Origin of the sequence: Paraburkholderia sp. BL21I4N1, assembly GCF_002973525.1 — a bacterium.
Classification (GTDB): Bacteria; Pseudomonadota; Gammaproteobacteria; order Burkholderiales; family Burkholderiaceae; genus Paraburkholderia.
On the sequence record NZ_PVEN01000012.1, the window covers coordinates 163,226 to 179,215 of the forward strand.

The window sequence follows — 15,990 nt, forward strand, 5'->3', positions numbered from 1 at the left end:
CCAGTTCTGAATCACTCCGCAAACAACTGGACGTGATCCCCAACCGGCTTTGAAAAGCAGCCGTCGTCACATCACGGCACCACCACCCGGCGCCGCCGGAAACGAACCCAGCAAGACCAGCGTCCGCGCATGCCGTTTCATCTGCGCGAGCGCGTGGGCCATCTGCACGTCGTGCCGATGCCTGGGCAACTCGACGAAAAACCGGTACGCCCACAACTCGCCTCGCAGCGGTCGCGCGTCGAGCCGCGTCACCGGAATCCGATGCTCGGCCAGCGGCGCCAGCACGCGTTGCAGCGCTCCGCTGCTGTTCTCGAGTTCGACACACAACAGCGTGCGATCGTCGCCGGTAGGCGGCGGTTCGTCGCGGCCGATCACGTAGAAACGCGTGCTGTTGAAATGCTCGTCCTGGATCGCCGCTGCGACGATCCGCAAACCGTAGTGATGCGCCGCCCGCTGACTGCCGATCGCCGCGTGCCCCGGCGAATGCGCAGCCAGTTGCGCCGCCTGCGCATTGCTGGCCACCGCCTGTCTGGGGATGTCCGGCAGATGCGTATCGAGCCAGCGGCGGCACTGCGCGAGCGCCTGCTCGTGCGCCGTCACACAGGTAATGCCGTCGAGCGCGCCATGCGCCGTCATCAGCATATGCCGCACCGGCAGCACGACTTCGCCGCTCACGGTCAGCCGGTTCTTCAACAGCAGATCCAGCGTGCGCGCGACGATGCCTTCGGTCGAGTTCTCGACCGGCACGACGCCGTGACTGGCGCCACCGTGCGCGACCGCGTCGAATACGGCGTCGACGTTGGCGCAGGACATCGCGTCGTGGGTCTCGCCGAAGCACAGACGCATGGCGTCTTCGGTATAGGTGCCGCAGGGGCCGAGAAAGGCGATCGCGTTGCGCTCGATTGCGCCGCGGGCCGGCGCGAGTTCGAGCAGGCGCACGGCGCGTTGAGCCGCCTGCGGCGCCGCAAGGCCCGGCGCGATGGGCGTGATGGCCGCGATGGGCGTGTGAGACGTCGCCATCATGCCGCCGATTGCAAGGACTGCAACGAGGGCAAGCTTTCCCGCATCGGTGTCGCCGCGTGCCGCTGACGGCGCTGCCGAACCGCTTCGGCGAGCCGGCTTAGCGACGCTTCGGTCGCGTCCCAGCCGATGCACGCGTCGGTAATGCTCTGCCCGTAGGCGAGCGGCACGTCGGCCAGCACGTCCTGGCGGCCGGCCAACAGATTCGATTCGATCATCACGCCGGCAATCCGCTCGCCGCCGCCGGCGATCTGCTCGCACAACGCATCGCACACGCACAGCTGTTTGTCGTGCTGCTTGCAGCTGTTGCCGTGACTCGCGTCGATCACGACCCGCCCCGGCAGCCCGCCCGCCGCGAGCGACGCGCAGGCTTCGGCGACGCTCTGCGCGTCGTAATTGGGTTGTTTGCCGCCGCGCAGCACGAGGTGACAATCCTGATTGCCGCTCGTCGCGACCTTCGCGAACCGCCCGCTCTCCGTCACGCCCAGAAAATGATGGGGATGGCCGGCGGCGTGAATCGCGTCGATCGCGATCTTGACGTTGCCGTCCGTGCCGTTCTTGAACCCGATCGGACACGGCAGGCCCGACGCCAGCTCGCGATGAATCTGCGACTCCGTGGTGCGCGCGCCGATCGCGCCCCAGCTCACCAGATCGGCCAGATAATGCGGCGTGGTCACGTCGAGAAACTCGGTCGCGACCGGCACGCCGGCCCGCGTAATGTCGAGCATCAACTGACGGGCGAGCCGGATGCCGGCGTCGATCGCGAAGCTGCCGTCCAGATGCGGGTCGTTGATCAAACCCTTCCAGCCGATCGTAGTGCGCGGCTTTTCAAAGTACACGCGCATCACGATCTCGAGATCGTCCTGCCACAGGTGCCGTTGCTTCGATAAACGCGCGGCGTATTCGAGCGCGGCGACCGGATCGTGAATCGAACACGGTCCGACGATCACGATCAATCTGCCGCTGAGTCCTTGCAGGACCTCGGAGATCGCGCGACGCGTTTGCATGACGGTGTGCAGGCTGTCGACATCGCACGGCAAGTGTTGCCTTAGTTCCGCCGGCCCGATCACCGGCGTCGTCGCGCTCATGCCCCTTCCGATATCCCAAGTCAACATAGACAGACCCCATGAGCGTGTCACGCCCGAGAGAAACCACGCGGCCGAACCGCTCAGCCTTGCGAGGACGATGCGCTGCCGGCGAGCCGCTGCATCTGGTTGAAAATATTCTTGCGATGCATCTCTTCGGTGCCGCCGACGCTGGCGAAGCCCATCGCGTCCTTCAGCAAGGTGGCGATGCCGCCGTTGTGATAGCCGATGCTGCCGTACAGCTTGACGAGGCTCGTGGCGTTGTCGATCAGATCGCTGGCGCCGACCAGCTTGGCCACCGAGCACGCCAGCAACGCCTCGGGATGCGAGTTCAGCAAACGGCCGAGCGCACCGTACGCGGCCCAGCGGCTGCGCTCCATGCCGATCTTCATATCGACTAAACGCTTCTGGATATATTGATGCGAGTCGATCGTGCTTTTGAAGCTGGTGCGCTGCGCCGCGTAGTGCATCGCTTCGTCGACGAACGGCAGCGGCAGGTTCGCCGCCACCAGCCCGTAGTAAAGACGGCCCAGCGAGATGATGTCGATCAGGTGGCCGAGGCCACGCCCCGCCTGACCGAGTATCTGCGACGGCTCGACAGCAATGTCGTCGAACCGCAATTCGCCGGTGGGCAGATTGCGATTGCCGAGCTTGTCGTCCTGCGCGCCGATCACGAGGCCCGGCGTATCGCGATCGAGCAGCACCAGCGCGATGTTGCTGGACTCGCGGCGCTCCAGACGGCTCACCACGAGGATGAAGTCCATGATCGGCGCATGCGCGATGTTGTATTTGCTGCCGTTGAGGCGGTAGCCGTCCGGCGTCTCCGACAGCGTGGTTTCAATGCTGCGCACGTCGGTGCCGGTGGAGGGCTCGGCGATGCCGGTCGCGCTGACCTTGCCGCGCATGATGGCGGCGAGATAACGTTCCTTCTGCAACGGGCTGCCGTGCCGCACCATCGCGCGCACCATGCCGGCCTGCGCGATGACGGACAACAGCAGTTCCGGCGTGCGGATCGTCGACGACAGGCCGTCGAGCGCGGCGGTGAAGCCCCACCAGTCTTCGCCATGGCCGCCGTAGTCCCTGGGCACCACGAGGTGCCAGAGCTGCTCGTCGCGCAGGCGGGTCCACCCGGGGTAATCGAAACCTTCCGGTTGCTGGTTGCGCGCCTTAGCAAGCTGCTCGCCCACCGCGGCGAAACGCTCGCGCAGTGTCAGTTGTTCGGGGGTCCAGTCGTGAAACATCGTGCGCCGCTCCGTCGATCGGATTTAAATGGACGGCATGGCGGAGTCCGCATCGGAAACTATGCGCTCTGATACCAGGCCGGTGATAGTCGAGTGGTTACCGCGCGCCGGATAAATCGCCGCTTTGATCCGGATTTCACAGTTTCTCTATCAGTCAAAATAATCGCGAGACTATGCATTTCGCAGATTTTTCGAATTCAATACCCCGGCGATTCGCGCACGTCAAATTAACCGCGAGCGCCGCAACCGGCTCGGACTGTATTAATGGACAATCGGATATTCACACACAGCTATAGTGCACGGGACAGGTCACCCTTATTTTATGGCGAGCTTTATTCCCATTGATAGTGCTGCTTGTTGATTCGCTGGCTAGTCTACTCGAGGATCATCTCGCTGTACGCCTGAGATTTCTGATAGGGGTCGAGCTGGTATCACGAATGATATAAGGCGCACCGATTTATTCTCGGGAAACGAAGCGAAGCGAGTAAAACAACACGGACGTAGACTCGCCTTATATTTCCAAGATACCCGGCGACATTTATCGGCGTTCAGTATTCCGTTTCAGCGCGCGCCTGCGCGGCGGCAATACGCGATATTTTCAATCCGCCGGCGAGTCGGGAAACTGTTGGCGAAACTGCTGCGGCGTACTGCCGAACGCACGCTTGAACATCACGGTAAAAGTGCGTGCGTCGGCATAACCGAGGTCTTGCGCGACCTGGCTCGCCGCATGCCCAATCGACAGCCGCGACATGGCCTCGGCGAGCCGCAATTGCTCGCGCCACTGGCCGAAGCTCATGCCGGTTTCCTGACGAAACAGCCGCGCGATCGTGCGCGAACTGGCGCCGACCCGTTCGGCCCATCGTTCCAGCGTATCGCTGCTGGCCGGTTGCGCGATCAGGCTCTCGCAGATGTTGCGCAGCCGCGCATTAGCCGGCAACGGCAGACGCGCGGCCGGCGCGCCGTCTTCGGAGTCCTGCAGCAGACGCAGGATCAGCGGCACGATCAGCGCCGCGCGGCTTTCACCGGCTTCGTCGGCGCCGGCGTCGAACAGGCCGAGAATCGTGGCGCGCAACAGTTCGCCGACTGGAATCACCCGGCACTCCTGCTTCTGCGGCGCGAGCGACGCCGGTTCGATATACAGCGTGCGCATCGACACCTGGCCGACCATATGCAACTCGTGCTCGATCTGCGAGCCGATCAGCAACGCGTTGCCGGGCGTCAGCATCCACAGGCCGAGCGGCGTGATCGCCCGCACGATGCCGCTCGTCGCATAGACCAGCTGCGCGCGATGGTGGACGTGGGCGATTTCGTGCGTGCCGCCGGCGTAGTCGATCGCCTGCGCGATCACCTTTCTGGCGGCGAAAGCGTCGCCGAAAGTTTGCAGTTTGGGTTTGCTCTTGGCCGGATCAGTCACCTAGGCACCGCCTGCTGCATCGAAACAGCCAATTTTGTCCATTTTTATGCCGAAGTTGTCCTGACTGACGACAGGCTATCAGATTATAGTGGCGCCAGGCCGCGCTGCCGGCCATCCAGCCCGTTGCACCCCCACTCGTTTTGACGCGGTTTCCATAGCCGGCAAGAGCTAGAAAAATCGTCAGTTTGTTATTTATTACGAATCATTCTCACTATCATTAACGCTCTGTTTTGGGGAATCACATGAGTACCGGGGTACGCACATCGACCGCGCTGAGCAATGCGCTGCTGTTCTGTCTGCTGAGTGGAACGACGGCGGCCTACGCACAAACCGCATCGGACGATGCAAGCAACGCGGCGGCCAGTCCGTCGAGTCCGTCCAACCTGCCGACCGTCAAGGTAAGCGGCAATCGCGACAACGCGCGGGTCGGATCGGCGGACGGCTATGTGGCCGTCACCGCCGTCACGGCCACCAAAACCGACACACCGCTGATCGAAACGCCGCAATCGGTGTCGGTGGTGACGCGCGACCAGATGACCGCGCAAGCCGCCACCAGCGTGGCGGAAGCGCTGCGCTATACCGCCAGCGTGCTGCCCGAGATTCGCGGCGATTCGACGGCCGGCGCGCCCTATCTGTATAGCCGCGGCTTCGTGCTCGAACAGTTTCTCGACGGCACGCGCTTGCCGAGCGATACCAGTTACGGCTACGCGATCCCGAACTTCGACACCTACGGCCTCGAACGGATCGACGTGCTGCATGGCCCGTCTTCCGTGCTGTACGGGCAGGCGAATCCCGGCGGCGTGGCGAATCTGGTCAGCAAGCAGCCGACCACCACGCCGGTCCACGAGGTCTTCGTAACGACCGGCAGCCACAACCGGGCAGAATTCGGCTTCGATCTGGGCGGCGCACTGACCGAGGACGGCAAACTGTCGTACCGGCTGACCGGCCTCGGCCTCGATACCGACACCCAGGTGAACGACAGCAAACAGAAGCGCATCTTCATCGCGCCGGCCATTACCTGGAAACCGGACGAGAACACCACGCTGACGGTGCTCGCCAAATACCAGCGCGATCCCGATGTCGGTTACTACAACAATGTGCCCGCAATCGGCAGCGTTCTGGACAGCCCGAACGGCCGGATTTCGAGTCATCTGAACGTCGGCGATCCGAATTTCGACAGCCACGCGCGCACCCAGTATTCGATCGGCTACGACTTCGAGCATCGTTTCAATCCGACGTGGACAGTGCGGCAGAACCTGCGCTACACGGTCGTCAACGACAACCTGGCGAACGTGTTCCCCTACCCGAACGGCTATGCGGCGGGCTCGACGACCAATATCAACCGCTACTCGTTCACCAACGACGAATCGGCCAAATTCTTCACCGTCGACAACCAGGCGCAGGCGAAATTCTCGACCGGCCCGCTAGCGCACACGGTGCTGTTCGGTTTCGATTTCCAGCGCGTGCTGTTCGACCAGGCGGTCGGGACCAACTTCATCCAGCCGAGTCTGAATCTGTTCAACCCGGTCTATCTGCCGATCGCGGGCACGACCGAAACGTCGCACGACATGATCCGGATGAAGCAGTTCGGCGCCTACGCGCAGGACCAGATCGCGTACGGCAAATGGCGCTTCCTGATGGGCGTGCGTGAGGACTGGGCCAGCGCGGACGACACCAATCCGATCCAGAACTATGCGCTCGCGCAGTCTGAGCGCGCGTTCACGTGGCGCACCGGTGTGGTGTATCTGTTCGACAGCGGCATCGCGCCGTACGCGAGCTACGCGAAGTCGTTCGATCCGCAACTCGGCGCGACTTACGGCGGCGCCCAGTTGAAGCCGACCACCGCCGAACAGTTCGAAATCGGCGTGAAGTATCAGCCGCCCGGCTACAACAGCTTCGTGACCGCCGCGCTGTTCGACCTGACCGAGCGCAACGTGGCGAGCGGCGACGCCGACCATCCCGGCTACAGCGTGCAGCTCGGCCAGGTGCGCGCACGCGGGCTCGAACTCGAAGGCCATGCGAGCCTCAGCGACAATCTCGACGTCGTCGCGTCGTACACGTATCTGAACGACGTCACGACGCAGACCAATCTGACCGGCACGACGCTCAACGGCGCGAGCGTGCCGCTGCAAGGTCTGCAGGCGTACGGCGTGCCGCGTCACGTGGCGTCGGCATGGCTCGACTACACGTTGCATGCGGGCACGTTCCGCGGTCTCGGCTTCGGCGGCGGCGTGCGCTACATCGGCGCGACTTACGACCAGACCAACACGATCCACGTCGGCTCGCGCACGCTGGTCGACGCGGCGGTCCACTACGACACCGGCACGCACTGGCTGTTCTCGCTGAACGGCAAGAACCTGTTCAACCGCGTCTACGTGGCGTCGTGTCAGAGCGCCGGCACCTGTAATTACGGCGACGGCGTCGAAGTGCTGGCGACTGCCCGCTACCGCTGGTAAGCAACGAGGATGAGTGAGTTGAACGACATGACCCAGGTGCCGAACGTGGAGCGCGAGGTGGGCGGCGCGGCTGCGGTTGCCGCGAATGCCGCCGCCTCGGCTAATGCTTCGGCTTCGGCCAATGCCACGGCCACGCCGCTATACCAGCTTGACGGCGTCACATTCGAAGCCGACGGCCGGGTCCTGTTGCAACCGCTCACCCTGTCGCTGCAGGCGAACCGCATGATCGCGCTGATCGGTCACAACGGTTCGGGCAAGAGCACATTGCTCAAGTTGCTCGCGCATCAGCAACCGCCGTCGCGCGGCACGGTGCGATTCAATGGCGCCGATCTCGCGGCGTGGTCCGCGCGCGACTTCGCGCGGCAAGTGGCGTATCTGCCGCAACATCCGCCGACCGGTACCGGCATGACCGTGCGCGAGCTGGTCGCGCTCGGCCGCTATCCGTGGCACGGCCCGCTCGGGCGGCTGCGCGCGGCGGATCACGCAAAAATCGACGACGCGCTGCGTCTCACCGACACGCAGCGTTTCGAAGCGCAAGCAGTCGACCACTTGTCGGGCGGCGAACGGCAGCGTGTCTGGCTCGCGATGCTGGTCGCGCAAGGCGCGTCGTGCCTGTTGCTCGACGAACCGACCTCGGCGCTCGACATCGCGCATCAGATCGACGTGCTGCGTCTGCTGCGACGTCTGACCGACAGCCACGCGCTGACCGTGGTGATCGTGTTGCACGACATCAACCTCGCCACGCGTTTCTGCGACGAACTGATCGCGCTGTACAGCGGCCGGTTTTTGACGCGGGGTACGCCCGCGCAGGTGATGCAAAGCGACGTGCTCGAAGCGATCTATGGGATTCCGATGGACATCGTCGAGCATCCGCAGAGCGGCAGCCGGCTCGGTGTGGCGCGCTGAGATGCGGCGACGCGATTTTCTCCGTTACGTATCGGCGCTGGGGCCATTGCTCGGTGCAGGGATAGCCGATGCCGCGCGGCACGCCGCAGCGAACGGCACCGGAGCCACGCGCACGCCGCCGGCATCGTTGCCGGATGCGCAGGCCGCCGCTGCCGCACAGGGCGCGGTGAACGCCGCGGTGTCCGTCAAAACGCCGCGTCTCGTGGTGCTGGATTGGGGACTCGTCGAAACGCTGCTGGCACTCGGCGTCTTGCCGGTCGGCGTGGCCGAGACTGCCGCTTACAACGACAGCGTGGTGACGCCGCGCGTGCCCGCGCAGGTCACGGACGTCGGCTTGCGACTCGCGCCGAGCCTCGAACTGCTACAGCAGCTCACGCCCGATCTGATCCTGATCAATTCGAGCCAGGAGTCGCAACGCGCGATGCTCGAACGTATCGCGCCGGTGCGCGCGTTCGCGGTTTATACCGAGGCCGGCGCGCCCTATCGTCATTCGCAGGCGATCACGTTGGAATTGGCCCGGTTGTGCGGTCGCGCGGCCGCCGGTCAGAGGCTGGTCGACGCGACGCAACGTGCGCTCGCGAGTTGCCGCGCGCGGATCGCCGCCTATCGCGCGCGTCAGTCGACCGCCGCGCGTGCAAGGCCGCTCTATCTGATCCGTTTTTTCGATGGCCGGCACATCGGCGTGTATGGCGCGCACAGTCTGTTTCAGGACGTGATGGACGCGCTCGATGTCGCCAACGCATGGCAAGGTCCAACCGATTATTGGGGCATCGGCGTGGCCGGCCTCGAAAAACTCGCCGCCGCGCCTTCCGCCGACGTGCTGTATTTCGACCCGTTGCCGCCGGGCGTCGCGCGTACGTTGGGCACGAATCGTCTGTGGCACGCGTTGCCGGCGGTTGCGGCGGGACGGGTGGCCGCGTTGCCGCCGTTCTGGGGCTTCGGCATGCTGCCGTCGGCGGTGCGCTTCGCCGAGGCGTTGACGGCGGCGCTGACGCACGACGCAGCAACCGTTGCAGCCACCGCTGAGTTGATCCGTGGCAACGCAGCGGCCTCGTCAGACAGCGTTGCGGATACGCATGACGCCAGATCGACTGCGGCGCTCAAGCATGGCAGCGCAACGGTCGCGTCAACAAGCGGCGCGCTCGGCCGCCAGCTCCCACGGACGCACACATGAACATCGCCCGCGCCCACTTGCCGCACTTCGCGCTCCGCTCATGGCGGCCCATTCTGCTAATCGCGCTCGCGCTCGCCGCGGCCGTCGCGCTCAGCATCGCCAGTCTTACCGCGGTGCTGCCGCCGTCGCTCTGGTGGCGCGCTGTGATCTCGCCCGATCCGCACGACATCCAGCAGATCATCGCGCATGACAGCTGGCTGCCGAGACTCGTCGTCAGTTGGCTCGCAGGCGCGCTGCTCGGCCTCGCCGGCACGATCTTCCAGCAGGTGCTGCGCAACCCGCTCGCCGAACCGATGACGCTCGGCGTCTCGGCAGGCGCGCAACTCGCGTTGACCATCGCGACGCTCTGGGCGCCCGCGCTGCTCGGCGGCGCGAGCCAGTGGATCGCGTTAGGCGGCGCGCTCGGCGCCGCCGCGATCGTGTTCGGCCTGTCCTGGCGCAGCGGGCTCGCGCCGGTCACGGTCGCTGTCGCGGGGCTCGTCGTCACGCTCTATTGCGGCTCGATCGGCGTCGCGCTGCAACTGTTCTACGCGCCGTATCTGCGCAGCCTCTTCATCTGGGGCGGCGGCTCGCTGGTGCAACAGGACTGGAGCAACGTGACGATGCTCGCCACGCGGCTCGTGATCGGCGGCGTACTCGCGTATCTGCTGCTGCGACCGATGACGCTGTTCGGCCTCGACGACGCCAACGCCCGCAGCCTAGGCCTGTCGCTGCGCCGTACGCGGCTCGCGGCGCTCGCGCTCGCCGTGGTGCTGAGCGCGGCGGTCGTCAGCGCGGTCGGCGTGATCGGTTTCGTCGGCCTGGCCGCTCCCGCGCTCGCGCAGTTGCTGGGCGCGCGGCGTCTGTCGCAGCGGCTGGTGCTCGCGCCGCTATGCGGCGTGCTGATTCTGTGGCTCGCGGATCAGGCAGTGCAGCAGTTGTCCGGCGCGATGGGCGATCTGCTGCCGACCGGCGCGGCCACCGCGCTGTTCGGCGCGCCGCTGATGCTGATGCTGCTCGCGCGGATGCAGCGCGCGTCGCGGCTTCCCGCCAGCGGCGACGAGGCTGGCCGCGACCGTCTGGTGAGTCCGGCGGCGCTGCGGCGGCGCGTGCTCGGCATCGCGCTGCTGACGCTTGCTGCGTTGGCGCTGGCGCTGTTTCTCGGCCACGGTCCCGCTCAGGGTCTTCAGGGCTCGCACGGCTGGCATCTCAGCAGCCTCGACGAGTTGTCACGCGTGCTCATCTGGCGCGCGCCACGCGCATTCGCGGCGCTGGCCGCCGGCGCGATGCTCGCGGTGGCGGGCACGTTGATGCAACGCCTGACCGGCAATCCACTCGCCAGCCCCGAAGTGCTCGGCGTGAGCGCCGGCGCGGCGCTCGGCCTGGTCGCGCTGGTCGTGGTCTGCGGCGACGTGGGACACATCGCGCGGATCGTCACGACCTCGGCCGGCGCGCTCGTCGCGCTGCTGGCAATTCTCTGGTTCTCGCAGCGTTCGCGCTTCGCGCCGGATCGCGTGTTGCTAGCCGGCATTACGATCGGCGCGCTGTTTCAGGCCGTGGTCGCGGTGGCGATCTCGAGCGGCGGCGAACGCGCGACGGCGCTGCTGCAATGGCTTGCCGGCTCGACCTACACGATCGCGCCGGCCGATGCCTCGCTCGCGCTGGCACTGTGCGTCGTGCTGTGCGCGTTGACGCCGCTGTGCAACCGCTGGCTGCAGATTCTGCCGCTCGGCGAAACCTCGGCGCGCGCGCTCGGCGTCGCCACGCGCGGCGCACGCTTCGCGCTGCTGGTATTGATCGCGCTGTTGACGGCGGCGGCCACGCTGATCGTCGGGCCGCTGTCGTTCGTCGGCTTGACCGCTCCGCATTTTGCCCGCCTGCTCGGCGCGCGCCGGCCGCTGCAGCAGGTGTTGCTGGCCGCGCCGATCGGCGCGCTGACGATCGTCGTGGCCGACTGGCTCGGCCGTGCGCTGCTGATGCCGCGCGAGCTGCCGGCCGGGCTCGTCGCGACGCTGATCGGCGCGCCCTATCTGATGTGGCTGCTCGGCCGACGCCGCTAGCGTTTGCCGTTTGCCGTTTGCCGTTTGCCGTTTGCCGTTTGCCGTTTGCCGTTTGCCGTTTGCCGTTTGCCGTTTGCCGTTTGCCGTTTGCCGTTCGCCGTTTGCCGTTTGCCGTTTGCCCGTAAAACCTGAAAACTAGAATGCCTGGAAAACCCACGATGCTCGCGGAACTGTTCAGATTGCTCAAGCGACTCTGGCCGATCACCCTGCTCGCCACCACGATGGGCGCGGCGAGCGGCATCGCCACCGCCGCGCTGCTGGCGGTCACCAATCGCACGCTGCACGACGGCGCGGCGGCCTTGCCAACCTTGCTAGGGAGCTTCGCCGGTCTGTGCGTGCTGGCGCTCGCGGGCGAAGTGCTGTCCGACATCGGCAACAGCTTTGTCGGCCAGCGTGTGATCGCGATGCTGCGCAAAGATCTGTGCGGCAAGATCATGGCCGCGCCGATCGGCCAGATCGAACAGTTTCGCAGCCATCGGCTGGTGGCGGCGCTGAATCAGGACATCGACACGATCAGCGCGTTTTCCTTCATGTTTTCCAGCCTCGCGATCGCGACCGCGACGATCGTCGGCTGCCTCGCTTATCTGTTCGTGCTGTCGCCCGCGCTGCTGAGCATCGCGCTGGTCGCGATCGCGCTCGGCTCGCTGGCGCAGACGCTGGCGCGGCGCGTCGGGATTCGCCGCTTCGGCGCGGCGCGTGCGGCGGAAGATCGCCTGCAGAAGCACTACCGGTCGATCACCGACGGCGCGAAAGAACTGCGCCTGAACGGCCAGCGCCGTCGCTTCGTCTACGAGCACGAGCTGTCCGGCACGATCGACGCGATCTTCCGCTTGCGGGTGCGCGCGGCGAATGTGTTCGTCAGCGCGAACGCGTTCGGCTCGTTGCTGTTCTTCGTCGTGGTCGGATTGATGCTCGCGCTGCAGACGTGGCAGCCCGGCACCGACCGCGCGGTGATGACGGGTTTCGTGCTGGTACTGCTGTATATGAAAGGGCCGATTCAGGAGATCGTCGGCGCGCTGCCGTCGGTCGGCCGCGCGCAGGTGGCGTTTCAGCGTATCGCCGAATTGTCGGCGCGGTTTTCGACGCGGGAGCCTTCGTTGATCGGTGAGCGCGACGACTCGGCGCCCACGCGTCTCGCCGAGGTGTTCGAGACGATCACCTTGGCTGACGTTCGCTATCGCTTTGCAACATCGCGCGATGAACGCAATGACGCGGCGCAGGCTGGGGTGGAGGGTCACGCTGACGACAGCGGCAACGCCAGCGGCTTCGAACTCGGCCCGCTCAGCCTCACGATCGAGCGCGGCGAAACGCTGTTTATCGTCGGTGAAAACGGCTGCGGCAAGACCACGCTGATCAAGCTGCTGCTCGGTCTCTACCGCCCCGACGCCGGCCAACTGCAGTTAAACGGCGAACCGATCCGCGAAGACCATCTCGACGACTACCGGCAGTTATTCTCCGCGGTGTTTTCCGACTACTACCTGTTCGACACGCTGATTCCCGGCGAGGCCACGCTGACTGCCGAAGCACAACACTATCTGGCGCGCCTCGACATTGCGCACAAGGTATCGATCCGCGACGGCGCGTTCACGACCACCGACCTGTCCACCGGCCAGCGCAAACGGCTCGCCCTGGTACACGCGTATCTCGAACGCCGACCGGTGATGGTGCTCGACGAATGGGCCGCCGATCAGGACCCGACTTTCCGCCGCATCTTCTACACCGAGATCCTGCCCGACCTGAAACGCCAGGGCACCACACTGATCGTGATTTCGCACGACGACCGCTATTTCAGCGCCGCCGATCGCTATATCCGGCTCGAACAAGGCCGCATCGTCGAATGCGTTCGGCCGGTGCAGATGCTCGTCAGCGCGCCGCAGCCGACGAGCGCGCTCTGACCCGGCGCGCCGGCGCCACCGCCGCGCCTTCCGACGGCAACGGCCCCGCGCAGCTTTTCGCCAGCGCCGCGAACTGCATGGCCCGCGCATTGGCATCGCCATAACGATGCGCGATATACAGCGTCGTGGTGGTGTCGGTTTCGTCCAGTGCGCGGAACACGACGCCGGGCACCACGATGCTTTGCAAGGTGGCCGGCACCAGTGCGATACCCAGCCCCGTCGCGGTCAGCCCGATCAACGTGGAGGCCTGTTGCGCCTCCTGCACGACCTCCGGTTCGAAGCCGCGTTTCGCGCACAACGCGAGCGTCTGCTGCGAGATCGCCACGCCCGCCTGGCGCGGATAGGCGATAAACGGCTCGCCGCGTAAATCCTTCAGCTTGAGCGAGGCCACCTTCGCCAGCCGATGCCCCGCATGCATCGCCACCAGCAAGGGCTCTTCCATCAGCGGCGTGAACACCAGCTCGGCGGGCGGCGTGCTGTCGGGCAGCCGCAGCAGGCCGACGTCGAGTTCGCGCTGTTCGATCGCCTCGATCTGCCGCGACGACGACAACTCCAGCAGCGAGATATTCACCTTCGGCCGCTGCGTGCGATACGCGTGAATCAGCCGCGGAAAAAACGGCGACAGCGACGACGCGTTCGTAAACCCGACCCGCAAGCGCCCCACCTCGCCGCTGACCGTCTCCCACACGCTTTCTTTTGCATGCTCGATACGCGCGAGGATGGCCCGTGCGTCGTCCAGCAATGCGTACCCCGCCTCGGTTAGCACGACCGTGCGACGGGTGCGGTGGAACAGCCGCGCGCCCAATTCGGCCTCCAGCGACTGAATCGCGAGACTGAGCGGCGCCTGCGTGATGCCCAGCCGCTCGGCGCTGCGCCGAAAATGCAATTCCTGCGCGAGAACCACGAAAAACTCCAGATGCCGGATATTCACTGATTTACTCCGCAAATCAATAAGCTTGGTTTAGAGAATAAATCAAAACTGTTTGCCGGGCGATACTGTCTTCCACCAACAGACCCACACCACCGCCGCTACAGGCATGAGACCGGAGACAGCATGAACGGAGCAGAACAGATCGAACGCCTGCGCAAACGCCACACGGTGATCGCGCTCGGCATGCGTGCCTCGCGCACCACCGACGCTGTGCGCTGGGCCAAAGCCGCCGGCTACGACACTATCTGGATCGACATGGAACACAGCACGCTGCCGGTCGACACCGTGTCGCAACTGTGTTCGTGCGCGGTCGACCTCGGCCTGATGCCGTGGGTGCGCGTGCCGGAGCGCGACTACGGCACGATCAACCGGGTGCTCGACGGCGGCGCGCTGGGGATCATCGTGGCACGGATCGAGAGCGCCGCGCAGGCGCGCGACGCCGTGATCGCGACGCGTTTTCCGCCGCTCGGCCAGCGCTCGCAACTGGCTACACTGCCCTACGTCGGCTTTGAAAAAATCCCGGCGCGCGAACTCAATCAGCGAATCAACGCGGCGACCGCGCTGAAGGTGCTGATCGAAAGCCGCGCGGGCGTCGACGCCGCCGACGAGATCGCCGCGCTCAACGGCGTGGACATTCTGGCGCTCGGCTGCAACGACCTCTCGGCGGATATGGGCTACGCCGGCGAATCGGCGCACCCCGAGGTGGTGGCCGCCTGCCGGCGCGTCATCGAGGCGGCCCAGCGGCACGGCAAGGTGGCGATCGTGGGCGGCATGCCGGAAGGCGATGCGCTGCGTGGATTGCGCGAAGCGGGCGCAGCGCCGTTCATCTTCGCCGGCATCGACACCGATATTTTCCTGACGGCGCTGCGCGAGCGCGTCGAGCAGGCCCAGCGCCTCTGATCCAGACACCCATTGACTCTGCAGCCTATCGAACCATGGCCGACACCCCGCTGATTTCCACTCCAATGCGCGACTACGAAACCTTGTCGCGTCCGTCGTTCACGATGCCCGCGCTCGCCTGCGACGCGCACATGCACGTGTTCGGCCCCGAACACCGGTATCCGAAGGTCGAGCATCCGCATTACACGCTGCCCGACGGCAAGCTCGCGCACTACCTGCAACTCATGGACGTGCTGCAACTCGAGCGTTTCGTGATCGTGCAGCCGAGTTTCTACGGCACCGACAACCGCTGCCTGATCGACACGTTGCACGAGGCCGGATCGATCGCGCGCGGCGTCGTGATGATCGACGAAGACACGGACGCGGCCACGCTCGACGGCTTTCATGCGAGCGGCGTGCGCGCGGTGCGGCTCGATCTGTTCGCGCGCTCGGCGCTGCCGACCGTTGAGATCCAGCAGTACATCACGCGTATGGCGCGACTTTGCGCGAGCCTCGGCTGGCACGTGCAGTTCTACGCGCCGGGCTGGGTGGTGCGTAACCTGATTCCGTTTCTCGCCGACGTGCGGAGCGATTTCGTGATCGACCATATGGGGTACATGCTCGAGGAAGACGGCCTGACGCCCGCCGATTTCGAGCGCCTGCTGAGCCTGCTGAAGGACGGCAATTGCTGGCTGAAACTGAGCGCGCCATACCGGATCGCCAAACATCGCGGCTATGAAGCGGTCGCGCCGATGGCCGAGGCGATCGTCGCCGCCGCGCCGCACAAAGTGATCTGGGGTTCGGACTGGCCGCACATTCCGGACTCCACGCGCGACACCGGTGAGTTGCTGAATCTGCTCGGCGCATGGACCGACGACGCGGCGATTCGCCAGTTGATTCTGTCGGACAATCCCGCACGTCTGTTCGACTACTGAGGTACGGACCCACTC

General features: G+C 65.4%; 12 protein-coding genes. 7 read left to right on the forward strand and 5 right to left on the reverse strand.

The window, feature by feature from the left end; genetic code table 11:
* Positions 1 to 66 precede the first annotated feature (66 nt).
* From pheA to B0G83_RS26535, 4 genes are all read right to left on the reverse strand, one after another.
* Complete coding sequence (gene pheA, locus B0G83_RS26520) at positions 67 to 1,023, reverse strand: prephenate dehydratase (RefSeq protein ID WP_105510346.1); 957 nt, start codon at positions 1,021 to 1,023, stop codon at positions 67 to 69.
* The gene (locus B0G83_RS26525) at positions 1,020 to 2,135 is read right to left on the reverse strand and encodes a 3-deoxy-7-phosphoheptulonate synthase (RefSeq protein ID WP_105510347.1); all 1,116 of its coding nucleotides are present in this window, start codon (positions 2,133 to 2,135) and stop codon (positions 1,020 to 1,022) included. The genes pheA and B0G83_RS26525 overlap by 4 nt, the downstream gene beginning before the upstream one ends.
* A 53-nt stretch (positions 2,136 to 2,188) precedes the next feature.
* On the reverse strand, positions 2,189 to 3,346 hold the full coding sequence (locus tag B0G83_RS26530) for an acyl-CoA dehydrogenase family protein (protein ID WP_105510348.1): 1,158 nt from the start codon (positions 3,344 to 3,346) through the stop codon (positions 2,189 to 2,191).
* 598 nt (positions 3,347 to 3,944) lie between these two features.
* A complete protein-coding gene (locus tag B0G83_RS26535) occupies positions 3,945 to 4,760 on the reverse strand; it encodes a helix-turn-helix domain-containing protein (RefSeq protein WP_258168285.1) in 816 nt (271 codons plus the stop codon).
* Positions 4,761 to 5,002: 242 nt separating this feature from the next.
* Here B0G83_RS26535 and B0G83_RS26540 point away from each other — a divergent pair, with 242 nt between their 5' ends.
* From B0G83_RS26540 to B0G83_RS26565, 5 genes are all read left to right on the forward strand, one after another.
* The gene (locus tag B0G83_RS26540) at positions 5,003 to 7,216 is read left to right on the forward strand and encodes a TonB-dependent siderophore receptor (protein WP_105510349.1); all 2,214 of its coding nucleotides are present in this window, start codon (positions 5,003 to 5,005) and stop codon (positions 7,214 to 7,216) included.
* 9 nt (positions 7,217 to 7,225) lie between these two features.
* Entirely contained in the window at positions 7,226 to 8,122 is an 897-nt protein-coding gene (locus tag B0G83_RS26545; RefSeq protein WP_258168286.1) for an ABC transporter ATP-binding protein, read from the forward strand.
* Between the two features lies 1 nt (position 8,123).
* A complete protein-coding gene (locus B0G83_RS26550) occupies positions 8,124 to 9,296 on the forward strand; it encodes an ABC transporter substrate-binding protein (protein WP_258168287.1) in 1,173 nt (390 codons plus the stop codon).
* Positions 9,293 to 11,335: a Fe(3+)-hydroxamate ABC transporter permease FhuB gene (fhuB, locus tag B0G83_RS26555; RefSeq protein WP_105510351.1), complete on the forward strand. Its 2,043-nt coding sequence runs from the start codon at positions 9,293 to 9,295 to the stop codon at positions 11,333 to 11,335. Before B0G83_RS26550 ends, fhuB begins: the two co-directional genes overlap by 4 nt.
* A gap of 140 nt (positions 11,336 to 11,475) precedes the next feature.
* Entirely contained in the window at positions 11,476 to 13,230 is a 1,755-nt protein-coding gene (locus tag B0G83_RS26565; protein WP_258168288.1) for a cyclic peptide export ABC transporter, read from the forward strand.
* Here the strand turns inward: B0G83_RS26565 and B0G83_RS26570 are convergent.
* Entirely contained in the window at positions 13,199 to 14,161 is a 963-nt protein-coding gene (locus B0G83_RS26570) for a LysR family transcriptional regulator (protein WP_146120299.1), read from the reverse strand. The two genes, B0G83_RS26565 and B0G83_RS26570, sit on opposite strands and share 32 nt — an antisense overlap.
* Positions 14,162 to 14,284: 123 nt before the next feature.
* Between B0G83_RS26570 and B0G83_RS26575 the strand changes: the two genes are divergently transcribed.
* Together B0G83_RS26575 and B0G83_RS26580 are read left to right on the forward strand one after the other, a co-directional pair.
* On the forward strand, positions 14,285 to 15,061 hold the full coding sequence (locus B0G83_RS26575; protein ID WP_105510353.1) for an HpcH/HpaI aldolase/citrate lyase family protein: 777 nt from the start codon (positions 14,285 to 14,287) through the stop codon (positions 15,059 to 15,061).
* Positions 15,062 to 15,096: 35 nt separating this feature from the next.
* Positions 15,097 to 15,975, forward strand: coding sequence for an amidohydrolase family protein (locus B0G83_RS26580; RefSeq protein ID WP_105510354.1), 879 nt, complete (start codon positions 15,097 to 15,099; stop codon positions 15,973 to 15,975).
* Positions 15,976 to 15,990: the final 15 nt, after the last annotated feature.

What these genes read in the sequence shown, in the direction of transcription:
- pheA (WP_105510346.1), bottom strand. Translation starts at nt 1,023, where the DNA reads ATGATGGCGACGTCTCACACGCCCATCGCGGCCATCACGCCCATCGCG.
- B0G83_RS26525 (WP_105510347.1), bottom strand. Translation starts at nt 2,135, where the DNA reads ATGTTGACTTGGGATATCGGAAGGGGCATGAGCGCGACGACGCCGGTG.
- B0G83_RS26530 (WP_105510348.1), bottom strand. Translation starts at nt 3,346, where the DNA reads ATGTTTCACGACTGGACCCCCGAACAACTGACACTGCGCGAGCGTTTC.
- B0G83_RS26540 (WP_105510349.1), top strand. Translation starts at nt 5,003, where the DNA reads ATGAGTACCGGGGTACGCACATCGACCGCGCTGAGCAATGCGCTGCTG.
- B0G83_RS26545 (WP_258168286.1), top strand. Translation starts at nt 7,226, where the DNA reads ATGAGTGAGTTGAACGACATGACCCAGGTGCCGAACGTGGAGCGCGAG.
- B0G83_RS26550 (WP_258168287.1), top strand. Translation starts at nt 8,124, where the DNA reads ATGCGGCGACGCGATTTTCTCCGTTACGTATCGGCGCTGGGGCCATTG.
- fhuB (WP_105510351.1), top strand. Translation starts at nt 9,293, where the DNA reads ATGAACATCGCCCGCGCCCACTTGCCGCACTTCGCGCTCCGCTCATGG.
- B0G83_RS26565 (WP_258168288.1), top strand. Translation starts at nt 11,476, where the DNA reads ATGCCTGGAAAACCCACGATGCTCGCGGAACTGTTCAGATTGCTCAAG.
- B0G83_RS26575 (WP_105510353.1), top strand. Translation starts at nt 14,285, where the DNA reads ATGAACGGAGCAGAACAGATCGAACGCCTGCGCAAACGCCACACGGTG.
- B0G83_RS26580 (WP_105510354.1), top strand. Translation starts at nt 15,097, where the DNA reads ATGGCCGACACCCCGCTGATTTCCACTCCAATGCGCGACTACGAAACC.